This window comes from Alkalihalobacillus sp. MEB130, from assembly GCF_032335535.1.
GTDB lineage: Bacteria > Bacillota > Bacilli > Bacillales > Bacillaceae_D > Halalkalibacter.
In genome coordinates this window covers 12,356-30,855 of sequence record NZ_JAOANA010000004.1, presented here as the reverse complement: position 1 = coordinate 30,855, position 18,500 = coordinate 12,356, and the positions used below count along the sequence as shown (strand labels likewise).

19 protein-coding genes are annotated in these 18,500 nt (G+C 37.6%); 13 read left to right on the top strand and 6 right to left on the bottom strand.

Features of this window, described 5'->3' with window-relative positions:
- Window positions 1–8: 8 nt before the first annotated feature.
- Window positions 9–1,142, bottom strand: a complete 1,134-nt coding sequence (gene proB, locus N0O92_RS05475) for a glutamate 5-kinase (RefSeq protein WP_315613651.1) — start codon at window positions 1,140–1,142, stop codon at window positions 9–11.
- An 84-nt stretch (window positions 1,143–1,226) separates the two neighbouring features.
- On the bottom strand, window positions 1,227–2,072 hold the full coding sequence (gene proC / locus N0O92_RS05470; protein ID WP_315613650.1) for a pyrroline-5-carboxylate reductase: 846 nt from the start codon (window positions 2,070–2,072) through the stop codon (window positions 1,227–1,229).
- Window positions 2,073–2,235: 163 nt separating this feature from the next.
- Here proC and N0O92_RS05465 point away from each other — a divergent pair, with 163 nt between their 5' ends.
- Entirely contained in the window at window positions 2,236–2,556 is a 321-nt protein-coding gene (locus tag N0O92_RS05465) for an antibiotic biosynthesis monooxygenase (protein WP_315613649.1), read from the top strand.
- Window positions 2,557–2,612: 56 nt separating this feature from the next.
- Here N0O92_RS05465 and N0O92_RS05460 read toward each other — a convergent pair whose 3' ends face one another.
- Window positions 2,613–2,906 (bottom strand): hypothetical protein, encoded by a 294-nt coding sequence (locus tag N0O92_RS05460; protein ID WP_315613648.1) that lies wholly within the window; start codon window positions 2,904–2,906, stop codon window positions 2,613–2,615.
- A 227-nt stretch (window positions 2,907–3,133) separates the two neighbouring features.
- On the opposite strand from N0O92_RS05460, the gene N0O92_RS05455 reads away from it, so the two are divergent.
- Both N0O92_RS05455 and N0O92_RS05450 read left to right on the top strand, forming a co-directional pair.
- Window positions 3,134–3,466, top strand: a complete 333-nt coding sequence (locus N0O92_RS05455; protein ID WP_315613647.1) for a toprim domain-containing protein — start codon at window positions 3,134–3,136, stop codon at window positions 3,464–3,466.
- Between the two features lie 55 nt (window positions 3,467–3,521).
- A complete protein-coding gene (locus N0O92_RS05450) occupies window positions 3,522–3,662 on the top strand; it encodes a hypothetical protein (protein WP_315613646.1) in 141 nt (46 codons plus the stop codon).
- A 95-nt stretch (window positions 3,663–3,757) separates the two neighbouring features.
- On the opposite strand, the gene htpX is transcribed toward N0O92_RS05450, so the two are convergent.
- Window positions 3,758–4,672 carry a protease HtpX gene (gene htpX, locus N0O92_RS05445; protein WP_315613645.1) on the bottom strand — a complete coding sequence of 305 codons (915 nt, stop codon included), beginning with the start codon at window positions 4,670–4,672 and terminating at the stop codon, window positions 3,758–3,760.
- Window positions 4,673–4,858: 186 nt separating this feature from the next.
- Between htpX and N0O92_RS05440 the strand changes: the two genes are divergently transcribed.
- The 3 genes from N0O92_RS05440 to N0O92_RS05430 all read left to right on the top strand — a co-directional run bounded on the left by N0O92_RS05440 (window position 4,859) and on the right by N0O92_RS05430 (window position 8,897).
- Window positions 4,859–5,005, top strand: coding sequence for a hypothetical protein (locus N0O92_RS05440; RefSeq protein WP_315613644.1), 147 nt, complete (start codon window positions 4,859–4,861; stop codon window positions 5,003–5,005).
- Between the two features lie 289 nt (window positions 5,006–5,294).
- A complete protein-coding gene (locus N0O92_RS05435) occupies window positions 5,295–7,280 on the top strand; it encodes a S9 family peptidase (RefSeq protein ID WP_315613643.1) in 1,986 nt (661 codons plus the stop codon).
- A 135-nt stretch (window positions 7,281–7,415) separates the two neighbouring features.
- The gene (locus N0O92_RS05430; RefSeq protein ID WP_315613642.1) at window positions 7,416–8,897 is read left to right on the top strand and encodes a nicotinate phosphoribosyltransferase; all 1,482 of its coding nucleotides are present in this window, start codon (window positions 7,416–7,418) and stop codon (window positions 8,895–8,897) included.
- 63 nt (window positions 8,898–8,960) lie between these two features.
- Here N0O92_RS05430 and N0O92_RS05425 read toward each other — a convergent pair whose 3' ends face one another.
- Together N0O92_RS05425 and N0O92_RS05420 are read right to left on the bottom strand one after the other, a co-directional pair.
- A complete protein-coding gene (locus N0O92_RS05425) occupies window positions 8,961–9,611 on the bottom strand; it encodes a DsbA family oxidoreductase (RefSeq protein WP_315613855.1) in 651 nt (216 codons plus the stop codon).
- A 487-nt stretch (window positions 9,612–10,098) separates the two neighbouring features.
- A complete protein-coding gene (locus tag N0O92_RS05420) occupies window positions 10,099–10,185 on the bottom strand; it encodes a YjcZ family sporulation protein (RefSeq protein WP_315613854.1) in 87 nt (28 codons plus the stop codon).
- A 203-nt stretch (window positions 10,186–10,388) separates the two neighbouring features.
- Between N0O92_RS05420 and N0O92_RS05415 the strand changes: the two genes are divergently transcribed.
- The 7 genes from N0O92_RS05415 to N0O92_RS05385 all read left to right on the top strand — a co-directional run bounded on the left by N0O92_RS05415 (window position 10,389) and on the right by N0O92_RS05385 (window position 18,360).
- A complete protein-coding gene (locus tag N0O92_RS05415) occupies window positions 10,389–10,793 on the top strand; it encodes a BMP family ABC transporter substrate-binding protein (RefSeq protein ID WP_315613641.1) in 405 nt (134 codons plus the stop codon).
- A gap of 31 nt (window positions 10,794–10,824) precedes the next feature.
- On the top strand, window positions 10,825–11,367 hold the full coding sequence (locus N0O92_RS05410) for a BMP family lipoprotein (protein ID WP_315613853.1): 543 nt from the start codon (window positions 10,825–10,827) through the stop codon (window positions 11,365–11,367).
- 31 nt (window positions 11,368–11,398) lie between these two features.
- Window positions 11,399–13,051 carry a methyl-accepting chemotaxis protein gene (locus N0O92_RS05405; RefSeq protein WP_315613640.1) on the top strand — a complete coding sequence of 551 codons (1,653 nt, stop codon included), beginning with the start codon at window positions 11,399–11,401 and terminating at the stop codon, window positions 13,049–13,051.
- 238 nt (window positions 13,052–13,289) lie between these two features.
- Window positions 13,290–14,258, top strand: coding sequence for a glutathione S-transferase family protein (locus N0O92_RS05400; RefSeq protein WP_315613852.1), 969 nt, complete (start codon window positions 13,290–13,292; stop codon window positions 14,256–14,258).
- 12 nt (window positions 14,259–14,270) lie between these two features.
- Window positions 14,271–14,771, top strand: coding sequence for a GNAT family N-acetyltransferase (locus N0O92_RS05395; RefSeq protein WP_315613639.1), 501 nt, complete (start codon window positions 14,271–14,273; stop codon window positions 14,769–14,771).
- A gap of 272 nt (window positions 14,772–15,043) precedes the next feature.
- Complete coding sequence (locus N0O92_RS05390; protein ID WP_315613638.1) at window positions 15,044–16,777, top strand: ABC transporter ATP-binding protein; 1,734 nt, start codon at window positions 15,044–15,046, stop codon at window positions 16,775–16,777.
- Between the two features lie 383 nt (window positions 16,778–17,160).
- Entirely contained in the window at window positions 17,161–18,360 is a 1,200-nt protein-coding gene (locus N0O92_RS05385; protein WP_315613637.1) for an endo-1,4-beta-xylanase, read from the top strand.
- Window positions 18,361–18,500 lie beyond the last annotated feature (140 nt).

Here is an 18,500-nt window from a genome sequence, read left to right as displayed (position 1 = left end):
TTTCATGTTTACGGTGTCGTTATTTCAGTAGAAACAAAGTCATGTTGTCGTATAGCTTCTAGTTTTGTTATTTTTATGTGTTTAGGAATGTCATTTGCTTTGAGCCGTTTGATTTTACGAAGTTGTTCTGCTGAGTAATTTATGAGGCCACGCCCAATTACTTCTCCATTTACATGCCGGATCGTGACAACATCACCTCGGTGAAACGTACCATTTACTTCGTGAACACCTTGTGGAAGTAAGTGGTTTTGTTCTTTTGTGATCGCAACGCGGGCACCTTCGTCTATAATGACTTCACCACTTGGGCCTGAATTAAAAGCAATCCAATGTTGCTTCACATCAAGATCTTCTTGCTCAGCATCTGGCTTAAAATACGTTCCTTTTGCTTCGTGGCTCACGACATCAAATAAAATGTTAGGTTTGTTGGCATCACCGATAAAAGTCTCAATTCCAGCGGCTAAAGAAATTTTGACAGCTTCAATCTTTGAACACATACCACCAGTTCCAATAGCACTGTTTGCGTCTCCGGCTGCGGCTTCAATTTCTGGTGTAATGTCATGTACAACCTCTAATAGTTTAGCTTGGGGATTGAGCTCTGGATTATCATCATACAATCCGTCAATATCCGTTAGAATGACTAGTTGGTCTGCTTCAACTAAGCCTGCCACTTTCGCTGATAACGTATCGTTGTCGCCAAATTTTAATTGTTTTATCGTAATTGTATCATTCTCATTTACGATAGGAACGACCCCTCTTTCGAGTAGAACTTGAATTGTATTTCGAGCATTCATGTATCTTTTTTGATCAGAAAAGTCACTTTTCGTAATTAAAATTTGTGACGCGACATAACCGTGAGATCCGAACCTTTCAGAATAGGCTTCCATTAACAAACACTGACCAATTGATGCAGCTGCTTGTTTTTCTGATAAATTGGTTGGGCGCTCGATAAATCCGAGTTTGCGATAGCCTGCAGAAACAGCTCCTGATGAAACCAAGATAAGTTCGTGTCCATCATCTTTAATTTTTGCAATTTCATCGACTAAATGTACTAGTTTTCGATAACTTATTTCTCCATTACGACTCGTTAAGGAACTACTTCCTATTTTTACAACAATCCGTTTTTTATCTTCAAGATTAGTCATTTCTCCACCCCTATTTTTACAACAATCCGTTTTTTATCTTCAAGATTAGTCATTTCTCCACCCCTATTTTAGAAATAACCATACTTATTTACGTGTATTCTCAGGAAGTGTAGACATCTCTTTTGTAATTTCTTGTGAGCGTTCGGCTGCTCGTTTAATACAGTTGCTTACGATTCGTTGGAGGTCATGGTTTGCTAGAACTTGTAGACCAGCCTCTGTTGTTCCACCTGGACTTCTCACTTTTTCATAAAGTTCACGTGGTGATTCTGTCGTGTGTTTTAAAAGATCGATGGATCCTTGCATCATTTGTAATACCAACTCTTCACCTAGTTCAGGGTCAATTTTTAGCTCCTTTAAGGAATTCATCATCGCTTCATAGAAGTAATACATATAGGCTGGACCACTCCCTGCAATTGCCGTAAGACGATCAACTTCCTCTTCTTTTACATGCTTAACGATTCCGACGGACTCAAAAAAGGAGGCTGTTGTTTGCAGGTGTTCGTTTTTTACATATCTGCCCGGTGCAATAATCGTTGTAGAGGAACCAACTGATGCAGAAGTATTTGGCATCACACGAACTATGGGAGCTTTATGGCCCAATATGTACGATACATAGTCGGTTGTAATCCCGGCAAGGACGGAAATAAAAAGTTGATGCTTCGATGTAAAGGGAGAAATCGATTCGAGTGCTTCTTTTGCACCTGATGGTTTCATAGCAAGGATAATTACATCAGCATCTTTTACAACTGATGCTGATAGGGAATGACATTGCACTCCATATTTGTCTTTAAGTTCAACCAAGCGTGATTCATCTTGGCGGTTTGCCACATAAATTTGATCTGGAGATAGCTTCTTTTTCTGGCATAACCCAGAAATAATAGCTTCAGCCATTGAACCTGCTCCAATAAAAGCTAGCTTTTTGAGTGCCACGAATTATCATCTCCTTTTATTTTGCTTATAGAGTTAACCCTATTTATTAAAGTCGTAAAATATTCTTCTGTTTTAGTTTTCAAAATCTTACCAAAAAACTATAGACAATGAAAATCATTATCAATTATAATGGGACTATCATTGATTGATAGGAGCTGTTTTTATGTTCGTACAAGTAAGAAGAATTCAAGTAACTGAGGGCAATAGTGATCAAGTTGTAGAGAGATTTAGTAAACCTGGGATTATTGAGGAACAAGAAGGGTTTATTGATTCAACAATCATGGTGAAAGATGTAAGACGTGGGGAAGAAGAAGTGGTCATTCAAATACGCTGGGAATCGGAGGAGTATTGGAAACAATGGGAAAAGAGTGAAGCCCACATTGCCGGACATAAGGCGAATTTAGGAAAACCGAAACCTGAATATATTATTCAAACTGATGTAAGTAAGTACCATGTGAAAGCTGTAAAAACGCCCCAGAACTAACGCTAAATAGAAAATTGCACAAGAGCTCTCTATTCAAAAAGCTCTTGTGCCCATTTTTAAATGGAAAAACTAATTCCACCATCTTCGCTTATTTCGATAGTTGAGTAGCTCTCAAATGGTTCCATGCTTGTTATTTTGTGTTCTACCTCACTTGTTAAGCTGTCCATATACTCCTCATAAACGTCAGGATTTTTTACAAGGTGGTAATAATACACTCTTTCTCCTTCCATCTCATCGCTATTTTTTAATATAAAACGATCTCCGTAGTGTTCTTTAAACCAAGACCTTGCTTCCTCATGACTATGGAAATCTGGCATTTTATTATAAAGTGACGTAATATTAAAATCCATTATGACCCCACCCCTTTCGCTAGAGGTTAGTATGGTTCATTCTTGATATATTATCCATTTGAGATATGACTAAAGCAAAGATGTTTGTATATAATGATATGTTTAACTCTCTATTCTTCATTTGAAGAAAATATAGTCAAAATAATGTTTTCATATTCTATTTTAGATGTTTTTGGAAACGAAATGAGCGGATAAACTAGTAGAAGAAGATAGTTAGGGGGGAGCATGTGGATACAAAAGTAATTATTGTTGAAGGAACAAGCGATCGAAAACGAATAAAGAAAGTACTAGACGAAGAAGTAGAAATTATTTGTACAAATGGAACGTTAAGTGAAGAGAAGCTAGAAACGCTCATTTTGCCAATAGAAGATCAAGATGTCTATATTTTGGTGGATGCCGATGAATCCGGTGAAAAACTTAGGAAACAGCTGAAGAGGGAATTGCCAAATGCAACTCATCTATACACACAAAAGGGATATGGTCAGGTAGAGACAACACCATATGAATATCTTGCTGAAGTACTAAGACCGTATTTTCTTGTAAAAGAACTTTTTTTTTGAGAGGAGTATTCTTGGCGTAATTGATATGGAGGAGATTTTTAGAAAGGTGGCTTCATTGCCTTTAAGTAAACGAACCAAAGTAGAGGGGCTTGCGAAAAAGAGAAAGGATATTATCTTACCAGGAATACAAACGATTTTATCCTTAATGAAAGTAGTAGATGCCTCTTGTATTATATCCAGTGGGAACACGATTTGAGATGGGATCCTATATGAAGAAGTGATACGTCGGAAAGTAAAGAAGTAACAAAAAAGCCGTCTGCTCTAATAACTAGGCAGGCGGCTTCCAACAGTTTAACGTTGTTCCAACCGAGCGATACGCTCATTTAAATCAGGGTGAGAAGAGAAAAGCTTTGCCATTCCACCGTTTCCGTTAATTTTCATTGTTTGAATAGCAGAGTCATCTGTTCGGTCATTTACATTTGCACGGTCAACATACGATCTAAGTGAACGTAGGGCATGAGCCATTTTATCACGTCCAGCTAAATCCGCACCACCTTGATCTGCATGAAATTCACGGTAACGAGAGAAGGCCATAACAACAAGACTTCCAAGAATGGAAAATAGAATTTGAAAAATGATAATCGCGGCGAAGCGAACAATGCCTTGCATTTCAGAACGCACTAAGCGCGAAACAAGAATGGCAGCAATTCTTGAGAAGAAGACAACAAAAGTGTTAACAACTCCTTGTAAGAGTGTCATCGTAACCATGTCCCCATTAGCTACGTGCGCCACTTCATGGGCAATAACCCCTTCAACTGCGTCATCATCCATGACGGTTAGCAGACCTGATGAAACAGCGACAAGTGAACGTTTCTTTGAAGGCCCCGTTGCAAAGGCATTTACTTCAGGAGATTGATAGATTCCTACTTCAGGCATATGTGTTAAGCCAGCCGCGCGAGATAGACGATGAACTTTCTCAACAACACTACGCTCTTGTGCAGAAAGTGAACCATTCGGATCCAATACTTTTACTTTCATCATTTTTTTCGCCATCCATCTAGACATAGCAAGAGAGATGAATGATCCCGTAAATCCTACAACTAAACTAAAAGCCCCTAAAGCAACGAAATCTATTCCTAATCCAGGGCCTCCTGTTTCAAAAGACCCTCCGATGTCTGTGAATGTGGTAATAATTGACCAAACAATGACAATGGTCGTCATAACTAGAATGTTTGTTAAAACAAAGAATAATAATCGTTTCCCCATTATACGCCTCCTATTCAAATAGTCCTATTAATTTTACCATATATATTTGTTGAGAAAGAAAGATTTTGTCACCGATTTATGAAAGTTCACAAAGGAATTACTGTGTCTTTAGGAGCGTTAGAATAAATTGGAAGTGTTGTGTCATACTACACGTTGTTATGACTTTATTAACAAGGAGGAATGATTATGAACGAGAAAAAGAATCAAGAACAGCAAGTTACCTCTTCGACTAAGGAGCAAACTACACAAGAGGAAGGACAACAACAAGCAGAACATTCTGCTCAAACGGACGGCTTTCGCTATGATTATGATGACTCTTCTGATCTTAGGTAGTATCACCATTTATTGATAGGTAGATGAATTTTCCAATAACTTCTTTAAGAAACGCTCTTCTATTTTTACAATAGAAGAGCATTTTCTATCCAAAATATCTATTTTTCTAGAATGTACAACAATACATTTGCTGGATTTAATAGACACATTGTAATCCGTAAAAGGGATAGCAGGGAGACTTATTTATCGTTATAATAGTAGGATAGAAGTATTTTGGATATCGAAATACTTCTGCAAAGAGACGATTACATACATTATTTTTTCATTATTCGAACAAAGGGGAATGGATATGCACACAAGAGGAATGGTAGCAGAGGATTTATATGAATTAAAATCAGTAAAAAATCCAGTTTTATCTCCAGTTGGAAAGCGTTTTGTCTTTGTTCAAACTGTGATTAATAAAGAAAAACATGATTATCAATCGCATATTTTTGTAGGTGAGGTAGAGGGAGGAAAGGTGAATCAATGGACGTTTGGGGATGTGAAAGACAATTCGCCAAGTTGGTCACCTGATGGGAAATGGATTGCCTTTGCTTCTAATCGGTCTGGCAAATCACAGCTTTATTTGCTACGTGCAAATGGTGGTGAAGCAAAACAAGTAACGTTTTGTAAAAATGGGGCTACAAATCCAGTCTGGTCTCCAGATAGCTCAAAATTATTGTTCGAAACACACTTGGCTAAAGCGGAGAAAATTATCGATAGGGATGAAGGAGAAAAAGAGGACCCATTATTAGAACCAATGGTTGTAGAACGTATTCGTTATAAATCAGATGCTGTAGGGTTCTTGGATGATAAAAATCAACATGTCGCTGTAGTTGATGTAGTAACGGGGGAAGTGGAACAGTTAACTGATGGAGAGCGTGATTATGCAGCAGGATGTTGGTCTCCTGATGGTTCACAAATAACGGTTACAGCAGATTTATCTGATGATCCAGACTATAAACTTGTAACGGACATCTTTCTCTTGCCTTTATCAAATAAAAAATTGAGTAAAGTAACAAACAGCAATGGATTTTTTGGACTGCCAACATGGTCGCCAGATGGTAACTATCTCGCTTTTATCGGACACGAAAAAGAGTTCGAAAGTGCAACGTTATCAAGGTTGTGGCTATATGATATCCGGACCGCTGATTTACGCTGCCTTACGTCTGAGTGGGATGTTCAAGTTGGTGATGTCGCAATTGGAGACTTTCATTCAGGTACGGTAAACCCAGGTGCAATTTGGACAAGCGACAGCAAAGGTTTTTATTTTATAGCAAGCGAGCATGGCAATACGGGAATATATTATAGATCGATTGACGGAGAGCCTTCTCCGGTATTGGTTGAGAACCAACATGTATATGGAGTAACTGTAAATCCGAATACACATGAAGCTATTGTTGCCATTAGTACGCCAACCCTTCCAGGTGATTTGTTTCACATAGACTTTAAAAGTGGAAAGAAACAGCAAATCACTTATGTGAATGCCGATATGCTGTCAGGAATTGAATTATCTCAAGCAGAAGCTATTACGTTTCAAGCACCTGATGGATGGGACATTCACGGCTGGGTAATGAAGCCAATCGGTTATAAAGAAGGCAAAAAGTATCCAACCATTATGGAAGTTCACGGTGGGCCACATGCGATGTATGCGAATACGTATTTTCATGAATTTCAAATGCTAGCTGCAAAAGGTTTTGTTGTTGTATTTACAAACCCACGTGGAAGCCATGGGTATGGGCAAACGTTTGTTGATGCCGTTAGAGGAGATTACGGAGGCAAGGATTATTTAGATGTGATGGCAGCAACTGATTTTGCTGTAACTTCTTTTGATTTCGTTGATGAAACGAATCTCGGTATTACGGGAGGGAGTTATGGTGGTTTTATGACGAACTGGGTTGTTGGTCATACACAACGTTTTAAAGCCGCGGTAACGCAACGGTCCATATCGAATTGGCTCAGTTTCTACGGAGTAAGTGACATCGGCTACTATTTCTCAGAATGGGAAGTGAAAGGGGATCTGATCACTGATACGGAGAAACTTTGGAAGCATTCTCCACTAGCTTATGTTGATCAAATAGAAACTCCTTTGCTAATTTTACATGGGGAAAAAGACTATCGTTGCCCAATCGAACAAGCAGAGCAGTTATTTGTTGCATTAAAAAGACAAAAGAAACCAACTACATTTGTTCGTTTTCCAGAATCGAATCATGAGTTGTCCAGAAGCGGGAAGCCTAATTTGCGTCTGGAGCGTTTGAATCATATACAAAATTGGTTTGTGAAGTATTTACTTTAAATCATAATCGCAGGAGCCGTTGCTTGGTATCCTGCTTTTCTTTTTTAGTGATTGAAGTAAGAGTTGCTTTACTTTTTAAAAATGGATCATTAAGGTGATACTTATAAAAGAGATAAGTAGTAGGAGGATGTACTTATGAAAAACTACAACGATGATAGTTTAGCCTTACATACGGATGCGTACCAAATAAATATGACTGAAACCTATTGGCATGACAATATGCATAACAGGAAAGCGGTCTTTGAATTGTATTTTCGTAAAATGCCATTCGGTAATGGATACGGAGTTTTTGCGGGATTAGAGAGAATCATTGAATATATAAAAGAATTTCGTTTTACAGAAAGTGATATTGAGTATTTACGTAACGCTGTAGGTTACGAGGAAGAGTTTTTATCTTACTTGAAAACGATTCGGTTTACGGGCACAATTCGCTCAATGAGAGAAGGGGAATTGGTATTTGGTAATGAGCCAATTCTTCAAGTCGAGTCAACGTTAGCTGAAGCACAATTGATTGAAACAGCGTTATTAAACATTGTGAATTATCAAACTTTGATTGCGACAAAAGCATCGAGAATTAAGCAAGTAATAGGGAATGAGAAAGCATTGGAATTCGGATCTCGTCGAGCACAGGAAATGGATGCTGCAATTTGGGGAACAAGGGCTGCTTTTATTGCCGGTTTTGATTCAACAAGCAATGTAAGAGCTGGCAAAAAATTTGGAATTCCCGTATCGGGTACACATGCTCATTCGATGATACAAGTATATAAAAGTGATTATATTGCGATGAAAAAATACGCTGAAAGCTGTATGAAACGTGGAAATAAAGTGTTCATTCCCCTTGTTGACACGTATGATGTTCTTCGGTCTGGAGTACCAGCTGCAATTCGGGTTGCAAAGGAGTTTAAGGGACAAGTTGACTTTAAAGGAATTCGATTAGATGGCGGTGATATGGCTTATTTATCAAAAAAAACGAGAGAACTGCTTGATGAGGCAGGTTTTGAGTCCACTCAAATTGTGGCGTCAAGTGATTTAGACGAACAAACCATCTTAAGTTTAAAAGCACAAGGTGCCAAAATTGATGTATGGGGAATTGGAACAAAATTAATTACAGCTTTTGACCAGCCTGCTCTTGGTGCGGTATACAAAATTGTGGCGATTGAAGACGACCAAGGTAAGATGGTTGATACAATTAAGATTTCTTCCAACCCAGAGAAAGTGACAACACCAGGGCAAAAACGTGTGTACCGCATTATTAATAACAAGAACGGAAAATCAGAAGGGGACTATATTGCTCTAAAAGAAGAAGAGCCACAAAAAGAAGAACGGTTAAAAATGTTTCATCCAACGCACACCTTTATAAGTAAGTTTGTTTCTGACTTTGAAGCAAGGGAACTGTTAACAGACATTTTTGTCGAGGGTGAATTGGTATATAAGAGCCCAGATATTTATTCGATCCAGCAATTTGCCGCAGAAAATGTAAATGTGCTTTGGGAAGAGTATACACGAACATTAAATCCCGAAGAATATCCTGTAGATTTGAGCCAGAAGTGTTGGGATAACAAAATGTCGATTATAAAAAACATCAAGGCAGAGATTAAAGGACGGATAGAGGGGTAAAAAAAGTAAAAGATCGAGTGTGATACACTCGATCTTATTAAAAGGTTATGGATTTGCTCCTAATTAATCCTTAGGAATCTCACACCCGTCTTCATCACAAGCTATTCCAGGTTGATTTTCTTCTATAAGGCCATCTTGCGTAATAATTTGCTGTAACGATTGAATCAAAATTTCAGTTGATTGTGCACCAGTAATGGCATATTTTTTATTAATGAGGAAAAACGGTATGCTTCTAATTCCATATTGAGTAGCTTCCTGTTCATCTTGACGAACAATGTCACTAAACTCATTAGTAGCAAGCAAACTCGCCACTAACTCTCGATCAAGGCCCACTTCTTCCCCTAAGTTAGCTAATGTTTCATGATCTCCAATATGTTTGGACTCTGTATAATGGGCGCGTAAAATTCGATCTGTCATTTCATGCATAAGCCCTTTCGTTTTTGCAAACATAACCAACCGGTGAGCATCAAATGTATTTGTTAATATTTGCGACTCGAAATTGAAAACAAGTCCAACTTCTTTTGCTGTCTGCTCCATGTTTTGACAATTTGCTTTTGCTTGCTCTAAGCTCATTCCATACTTTGAAGCTAACTTCTCGTATATGTTGTAATCGACATCGAGTTTCGCATTAGGGTCTAATTCAAAACAACGATAGTCTACTTTTACTGGATGATTGATTTGCTGAATAGCGTCCTCCAGACGCTTTTTGCCAATATAGCAAAATGGTCAAGCGAAATCTGTCCACATTTCAATGGATAACATAGGAATCCCTCCAACTTTTCTTCATTTCATTATTAGTATAGCTAGTAAAAGTGAATTTGACCAATGAGATGAATTGTAGAAACGCGGATAAAAAAGAATAAATAAAAAAGTCATCCTTAAGTATGACTTTTAGAATATGAGTCTAATTCGTCGCAGCAAAAAGCACCATTCCAATAATAAAAAAGAGGATTACAAGCGGTAGGACCAATCCTTTTCCATAACCTGCACCAGTCATTGTTCCCCCTCCTTTTTTAGGTCTTTTTTTCCTTCCTTTAAGAATATGTTGATCCACTCAAATTGGTATGGGCGGAAGTTAGGAAGATTACCTCCCTTTGTATGTTCGTTGTATCTAATGATCCCTATTCAGCTAAATAAACAGCTTGTTAAACTTTATGAACGATCGATAAAAGGCAAGGGAAGCAGTTCCCTTGCCTTACTATTAAAATGTATACGCAGACCCTACAATGACAAGTAGGATAAACAACACAACAAGTAAAGTAAAGCTAGTTCCTGTAACGTGACTCATGAAGAATTCCTCCTTTTTGAGTGACTACACCATATACCTATGTTAAAGCATTAGAAACGGGTGGGCTAATGTCCTGTTTATTTATACATTGGGCTCATGTCGAGGTTGAAAAATGACGAAAAATGTAGAAAAAGTAGTGGGTAAAAATGTCTAATTCTGATATAGTAATGAGATGCTTGACATTTATGGAGGGAATAAACATCTTGAAAATCAACATTTTTAATTTAGCATTTTCTTTATTAGTAGCAACACTTTTAAGTGGCTGCAATTTGGAAGAGACCAACCCAATTGAAACAAAAACGAAAATTGGTATTATGTTGTCAGACGTCGGACTTGGTGACCAATCTTTTAGTGACGCTGCGTTTCATGGATTAGTTAGAGCTCGAGATGAATTAGGAATTATCTTTGATTACCGGGAATTACAAGATACAAAGACGTATGAACATGGATTAATTGAGTTAGTAGAAGCGGATCACGATCTCATTGTTGGTCTTGGATTTATGGTTCAAGATGAGCTTGAAAAGGTAGCCGGGCAATATCCAGATCAATTATTTCTACTTGTAGATGCTGTATCAGAGGTAGAAAATATAATTTCAACTTACTTTTAAGGAAGACGAAGGTAGCTATTTAGCAGGAGTAATTGCTGCTTTAACAAGTGAAACGAAGACGATCGGTTTTATTGGCGGCGATAATGTTCCTCTCATTCAGAAGTTTGCTAATGGATTTGTCCAAGGGGCAACATCAGTAGACTCTGAAATAGAAGTCCTAATTCAATACGCAGGTGATTTTGGGAATGATGTATTGGGCGCAGAAATAGCGAGAGACATGATTGAACAAAATAGTGATGTTTTGTATTCGGCTGCTGGCTTTACTGGTGTGGGTGCACTAAGAGAGGCCGAACAAAATGGAATTTATGCCATTGGAGTAGATAGTGATCAATTTTATTACGCTGAAGAAGCTATTGTAACGTCAATGTTGAAAAATGTTGATATTGCTTTGTATGATACCGTAAAAGAAATACAAGAAACCGAGCAGTTGGCAACGAAACACATAGAGCTAGGGTTTGCTGAAAGTGGTGTCGGTTTGGCTCCGATTAGAATCGTTCACCTTTCTACTGAACAAGAGAGAAGGTTGAAAGAGGCGGAGGAAGCGATATTACAAGGAGAAGTACAATTTCAGTAACTAATAAGGAATTGCAACAGGAGGAAACCCGATGTCTATTAAAAGAAAAATACTTTTTCATTCATTATTAGCACTAATATTATCAATTTTTATGATAGGATTCATCATTACAAGGATGTTGTCCATACAAGCATCTAATCAGGATAATGTTGATGTATTAATTGCTGTTCATGAATTGAATGCAGAGATGAAGATAGCTATGCAAAGCATGAACAATTATGCAAATAATAATACGGAAAGCAATAAACAAGAAGCGTTAACAGAAATTCAACTTGTTGGTGAGCTATTTAATAAAGTCGATTCTTTATTAACCCATAATGAAGGCAGGAAGTCGTTTGAAATAGCTTACTCTAAATTTAATGATTTGAAGCAAGGTGCTGAACAAGCATTAGTTGAAGAAAATCTTGCAGAAGTGAAGCGTCAAGCTGTTCGAACTCAAGGAATTTCAAATGATTTATATTTGTTGAATTTACACGCAACATCGCATTATGACTATCTTCAGGAAACAACAAGAGTACAAATTGAATTTGTTATTACATTCGCAATTATTGGAAGCATTGTTCTTGTTTTAGTATCTTCCTTTATTCTTATACGTATGGTTAACAGTATTACGAACCCTTTAAAAGAATTAACAACAAATGCACAAAAAATTGCCTCTGGCGATCTAACTGTGGACAAAGTCAAATACAGTCATAAAGATGAATTAGGACTACTCAATGAATCATTCACAAAGATGGTAGAGCAATTGAGAACATTATTAACCTCGGTTGGATCTGCAAGCCAAAAGGTTGATTTGTTTACAAAAGAGTTAAAACGAGAAAACCAACAGTTGTCGGAAGCGAGTCAGCAGATTGCCGTTTCAACTGACGAACTGTCAAAAGGATCTCAGACCATCTCTGAAGAATTGCAAAGTTCGGTAGAGTTAATTGAACAGATGGATCAAGGGTTTGCAACGAATGTTGAGAGAGCTCAACAGTCCGTTTCCTATATGGAAGAGACAAGCACAGCAATTGGAAATGGTCGAAATGTAATTGATGAACAACAATTATTACTAACAGAAAATATAGAAGCGACTCAATCAATTGAGCAAGCAACAGAAAGATTCACTAATTATGCCACCAAAATTGAAGACATGGCCCATACAGTTTCTAACATTGCTCAACAGACAAATCTCCTTTCCTTAAATGCAGCTATTGAAGCTGCTCGAGCAGGCGAAGCAGGAAAAGGATTTGCTGTTGTTGCCGATGAAGTGAGAAAGTTGGCAGATGAATCCACAGAAGCAACAAAACATATTTTTGAGATGGTGAAGCTAATTAAAGAAGGATTAGAAACGATTACAGTATCTGTTGAAAAAGGTGTGAGAATTTCTAAAGAACAAAGTCATCACATGAACGTAACTTTAGGAACATTTGAACAGATGGAAGAAAAAGTACGTGATGTTTCAGGTGTACTTACAGAACTGGTAACTGGTGTAGATCATTCAAAGAAATTTAATGAACATGTTCTTAGTAATGTTGAAAATATAAGTTCAGTCGTTGAGCAAACAGCGGCGGGTAGTGAAGAAATTTCAGCCTCTACAAATGAACAATTGTATTCGATTGGCAATGTTGTCGAGAAAATTCAATCTCTGCGTGAACTAACGGAAGAGTTAAATGAGACACTATCTCAATTCACTATTAAGTAATAAAAGTAAGAGACCTTTAATTAATAATAATTAGAGGTCTCTCTTTGAGTATGTTACATCTATAAGCTGAAAAATTAGAAGGTTGATCTTGTTGATAAGTGAAGTCTATTTTCTGTATATTAGGAATATTGAATGGTATATTGAAGTAAATGGTTGGAAGGATGATTTTATGGCTAGGAATAATCATCAAGACAGTTATCAGATTGACTTTAGTACTAGTGCAAAGGATTCAACTAATATGACCAAGGAATTTAACAAAGATGGATCTTTTCAGCGTCAAATAAATCGCTTCACTACCCCATTTGGAGACCAACCAGGTGAGTTGCCTATTGAGAAAGATCGATATCGTCTTCTTTGGTCACCTGCATGTCCATGGGCCCATCGTTCAGTTATCGTTCGTCACATTCTCGGTCTTGAGGAAGTAATTAGTATAGGGACAGCTAGTCCAATGCGCCCCCAAATTGAAGAGGTTGATTGGGAATTTTCGTTAGATCCAGATGGTGTTGATCCTGTCTTAGGAATCAAATATATGAGTGAAGTGTACAAGCAGGCTGATCCAACTTATGAGGGAAGACCAACTGTACCCGTCATCGTAGATCTTACAAACAAACAAGCTGTTAACAATGATTATTTTAAACTAACCAATTATCTAGAAACGGTGTGGGCCCCCTATCATAAAGAGCAAGCTCCAGAACTTTATCCTGAGTATTTGCGTAAGGAGATAGACGAATTAAATGATGTGATTTTTCACGAGGTTAATAATGGCGTTTACAAATGTGGGTTTGCTCGTTCTCAAGATGCGTACGAAGAAGCTTATGATACGTTGTTTGCGAGATTAGACGATTTAGAGAAACGTCTAGCAACAAGACGATTCTTATTCGGTGATTTTATTACCGATTCTGATATTCGTCTCTATGCAACGCTAATTCGGTTCGATGTAGCTTATTATAATGGCTTTAAAACTAACCGTAATCTCATTCGAGAATATGAGCATTTATGGGGATACCTTCGTGATTTATATCAAACTCCTGGTTTTGGAGAAACAACTGATTTTGATGCTATTAAAATGCACTATCATCTTTCCATCACCATTTTTCAGAACAATGGTGATGTGAAAATTCTCCCAAAAGGTCCTGATCTAATGTTGTTTGAATCCCTGCACAACCGTGAGAAATTAAGTAGTCAAGTGGATCCATTTTTAAGATAGGAGGAGAAGAAAATGAATATACGAAATGCGTTGCCTAATGAATTAAACTACATTCGTAACCAAAGAATGAATGCATATAGTGAGCATGCACAAGCAATTTCAGAAGAACATTGGAAAGCGTTAAAACAAGCTATTTCCTCTGAAGCTGATGTTCAAGAAGGAGTGGAACTAATGGTTGCAGAACTACAGGGGGAGATTGTAGGAAGTGTTGCTTTATTTCCACCAAAGTCTGATGCTTATGAAGGATTAGTTGGAGAAATCGACTATTCTGAAATTCGTCTCCTTGCAGTGACCCCAGAAGCTCGTGGAAAAGGCGTTGCATTAGCTCTAATTAACGAATGTATAGCACGAACAAAAGGGAAAGGGTATCATGCAATAGGGTTACATACGGCGGACTTTATGAAAAGCGCTCTTGCGTTATACGAAAGAATAGGTTTCGAGCGTCTGCCCCAATATGATTTTGAGCCAGCTGATGATGGAGTCACTGTAAAAGCCTTTCGATTGGCCATTTAATTTTGAAGAAGGTCAGTAAAGCCTTATAGCTTACTTGACCTTTTTTGCATTGTGTCGCTTGTTGAAAAGGTCCATAATTCATAAAAGGTTAATATCAAAAGGTAAATGAAGTAGGAGCTTCATTTGTCTTTTTTAAGGTGGAAAAAGATTGTTTAGTAAAAGTTGTAAAGAATAACATTCATGGAGGTAAGAAACTTTCAATTAAAGCACTTGTTTTGTATGATGAGAAAGAGACTTTTACAGAGTAAAAGGGGTAAGAAGGAGAAAACATGATGAAAGATAAGAATAGCGGGATGAAACCATTTGTGGAACTTGTTTTATCAACGAATGTCCCGAAAACAGGATTAATTATAGGGCTAGTTGCTAGTATCATTACCACATTAGCAAGCCTTGTTGTTCCGATTCTTACGAGAGAATTGGTAGACGGATTTTCTATTGAAGCCTTTAGTGTTACCATAATGATTCTACTAGGAGTGGCTTTTATTATTCAAGCAGTCCTTAATGGCCTTTCTTTGTACTTGTTAACAGCAGTTGGTCAAAAAGTGGTGGCTAGATTACGTGAAATCATTTGGGTTAAAATGCTTCATTTGCCTGTCAGTTATTTTGATCAACAAACGAGTGGAGAATCTGTTAGTCGTGTTGTGAATGATACAAGTATTATTCGACAGTTGATTTCAGATCATTTTCCTCAGTTTATAACTGGGATCATCTCAATTGTTGGAGCTGTTACGATCCTTTCCATTATGGATTGGAAAATGACCTTATTGATGTTATTATCTGTTCCCTTTACTGTGGCCATTATGATTCCTTTAGGGCGAAGGATGGCCAAGTTATCACGAGGTTTGCAAGATGAAACAGCTACTTTTTCTGGAAGTATTCAGCAGACATTGGGTGAGATTCGTTTAATGAAATCATCAAATGCAGAAAAAGTAGAAGAAAGAAATGGATTTGCAGGGATCGAGAAATTATTGCAATATGGTTTAAAAGAAGCGCGTATTTTTGCTCTAATCGCACCGCTCATGCAAACTGCTGTTATGGCCGTCATTGTCCTAATTATTGGATATGGAGGAATAAGAGTAGCTAATGGTACGATGACAACAGGATCCCTCGTTGCATTTCTTCTCTATTTGTTTCAAATTATCATGCCACTTACATCGTTTGCTAGATTTTTCACTCAGATGCAAAAAGCAAAAGGAGCAACAGAAAGAATCATTGATATTCTTCAATTGCCAGATGAAGAAGAGCATGAAGGGAAAGAGCTTGATATTTCGAATTTGGCTATCCATGTTTCAAATGTTTCCTTTTCCTATGACGAGAATGAGCCGATACTCGAAAAGATCTCCTTTGATGCTAAACCTGGGGAAATGATTGCATTTGCAGGGCCGAGTGGTGGTGGGAAAACAACGATGTTTGGTTTGCTAGAACGATTTTATGAACCTACATCAGGGGAAATTCGAATTGGTAGTACTCCTATCAAAGAAATTGCACTGTTTTCTTGGCGAAGACAGATTGGGTATGTTTCTCAAGAAAGTGCGATGATGGCTGGGACGATTAGAGAAAACTTATGTTATGGTCTAAACACTCAAACAGAAATAACAGACGAAATATTGTGGGATGTTGCGAAAATGGCTTATGCTGACCAATTTATTCACTCTTTTTCAGAAGGATTGGATACGAAGGTAGGAGAGAGGGGGGTGAAACTCTCAGGTGGACAACGCCAACGTATAGCCATTGCACGTGCGTTTTTACGCGATCCGAAAATTCTTATGATGGATGAGGCAACTGCAAGTCTCGATAGTCAATCAGAAGGCGTTGTTCAGCAAGCACTAACTCGCCTGATGGAAGGAAGAACGACATTTGTCATTGCTCATCGTTTATCCACGATTGTTGATGCAGATAAAATTGTCTTTATTGAAAAAGGGAAAGTAACAGGCATTGGGACGCATAGAGAATTGATTGAAACCCACGCGTTATACAGAGAGTTTGCCGAGCAACAGTTAACTTGAAAAGGAAATTTGATGTAATTGAATCTCACATGATTTGAACAAATTTATGGATGGGTCTCAAATTAGTACTTATAGGTACTTTAGATGAGGCCCTTTTTTTATTTGTAGGTCTTTAGCTGATATAATTTGTTAATTATTCTGACAAACAAGGAAATATCTACCGATACGATTCTATCATTTTGAAAAAACTTTGTTAGTGCAGTAGATGAACTAAGTTGAGGTTGCTATAATGAGTTCGAGTTAGAAAGCTTGCAGGTAAACAAAATTTTTGAAACTTATTTGTAAGCCCTTACTTTTTCTACAGGCGTTCATTCTTGATAAGGAGGTTAAATAGCTACTTTCGTATTCATGAAAAATTTACTTATGAAAAAGGAGTTGTTCACATGCTAAAAGTACTTAGAAAACCTATTATTGCAGGACTGGCTTTATCTCTCGTATTATCAGGCGGAATTGGTAGTGTAGCTGCTCAAGGAAATGGACATAAGGGTGTATTTGGAGAAGGTCAAAAAGGAAATGAAAACGTGCAACCTCATGCATGGCAAGTCGCTCCTCTAGCTGAAAGATATGAAAGCGATTTCGATATTGGTGCAGCCGTTGAACCTTGGCAATTAAACGGAAGACAAGGGAAGATTTTAAAGCATCATTACAATAGCATAGTGGCAGAGAATGCGATGAAGCCGATCTCTCTTCAACCTGAGGAAGGTCAGTGGAACTGGGAAGGAGCAGACCAAATTGTTGAGTTTGCTCGTGAAAATGATATGAATCTTCGTTTTCATACACTAGTTTGGCATAATCAAGTACCTGATTGGTTTTTCTTAGATGAAGATGGAAATCCGATGGTTGATGAAACTGATCCTGAAAAACGTGAAGAAAATAAAGACCTTTTATTAGAGCGTTTGGAAACTCATATAAAAACAGTAGTTGAACGTTACAAGGATGATGTGGATTCTTGGGATGTTGTGAATGAAGCGATTGATGATGGGACTCCAAATGAAAGAGGGCTTAGAGAATCAGTTTGGTACCAACTAACTGGAGATGAATATATTAGAGTCGCTTTCAAAACGGCAAGAGAGTATGCTGGAGAAGATGCGATGCTTTATATTAATGATTATAATACAGAAGTTACACCAAAAAGAGATCATCTTTTTAACCTTGTTGAAGAGTTAGTAAATGATGGGGTTCCAATTGACGGGGTTGGACATCAAGCACATATTCAAATTGGGTGGCCAACTCTTGACGAGATGACAGAATCTTTTAATATGTTTACAGAGTTAGGTTTAGACAATCAAGTAACCGAACTGGACGTTAGTCTTTACGGTTGGCCACCAGATAATGCATATGAGACATATGCTGATATTCCAGCAGATGATTTTGAAAACCAAGCTGTTCGCTACAACCAATTATTTGAGCTTTATGAAGAATTAGGAGATGACATTAGCAGTGTAACATTTTGGGGTATTGCTGATAACCACACATGGTTAGACGATCGTGCAGAGCAGTTTAGTGGTGTTGGAATCGATGCACCATTCTTATTTGATGAAAATTACAGAGTAAAACCTGCATTCTGGAGAGTTATTGATTAATAATAAATTATGAAGAAGATATAAAAAATAAGTAGCACAGACCAAATTCGGTTTGTGCTACTTATTTTTTATATTGTCAAAGTATAGGAAAACAGAAAATAAAACCGGACTCATATGAACCGAAAATAGTATGGTATGAT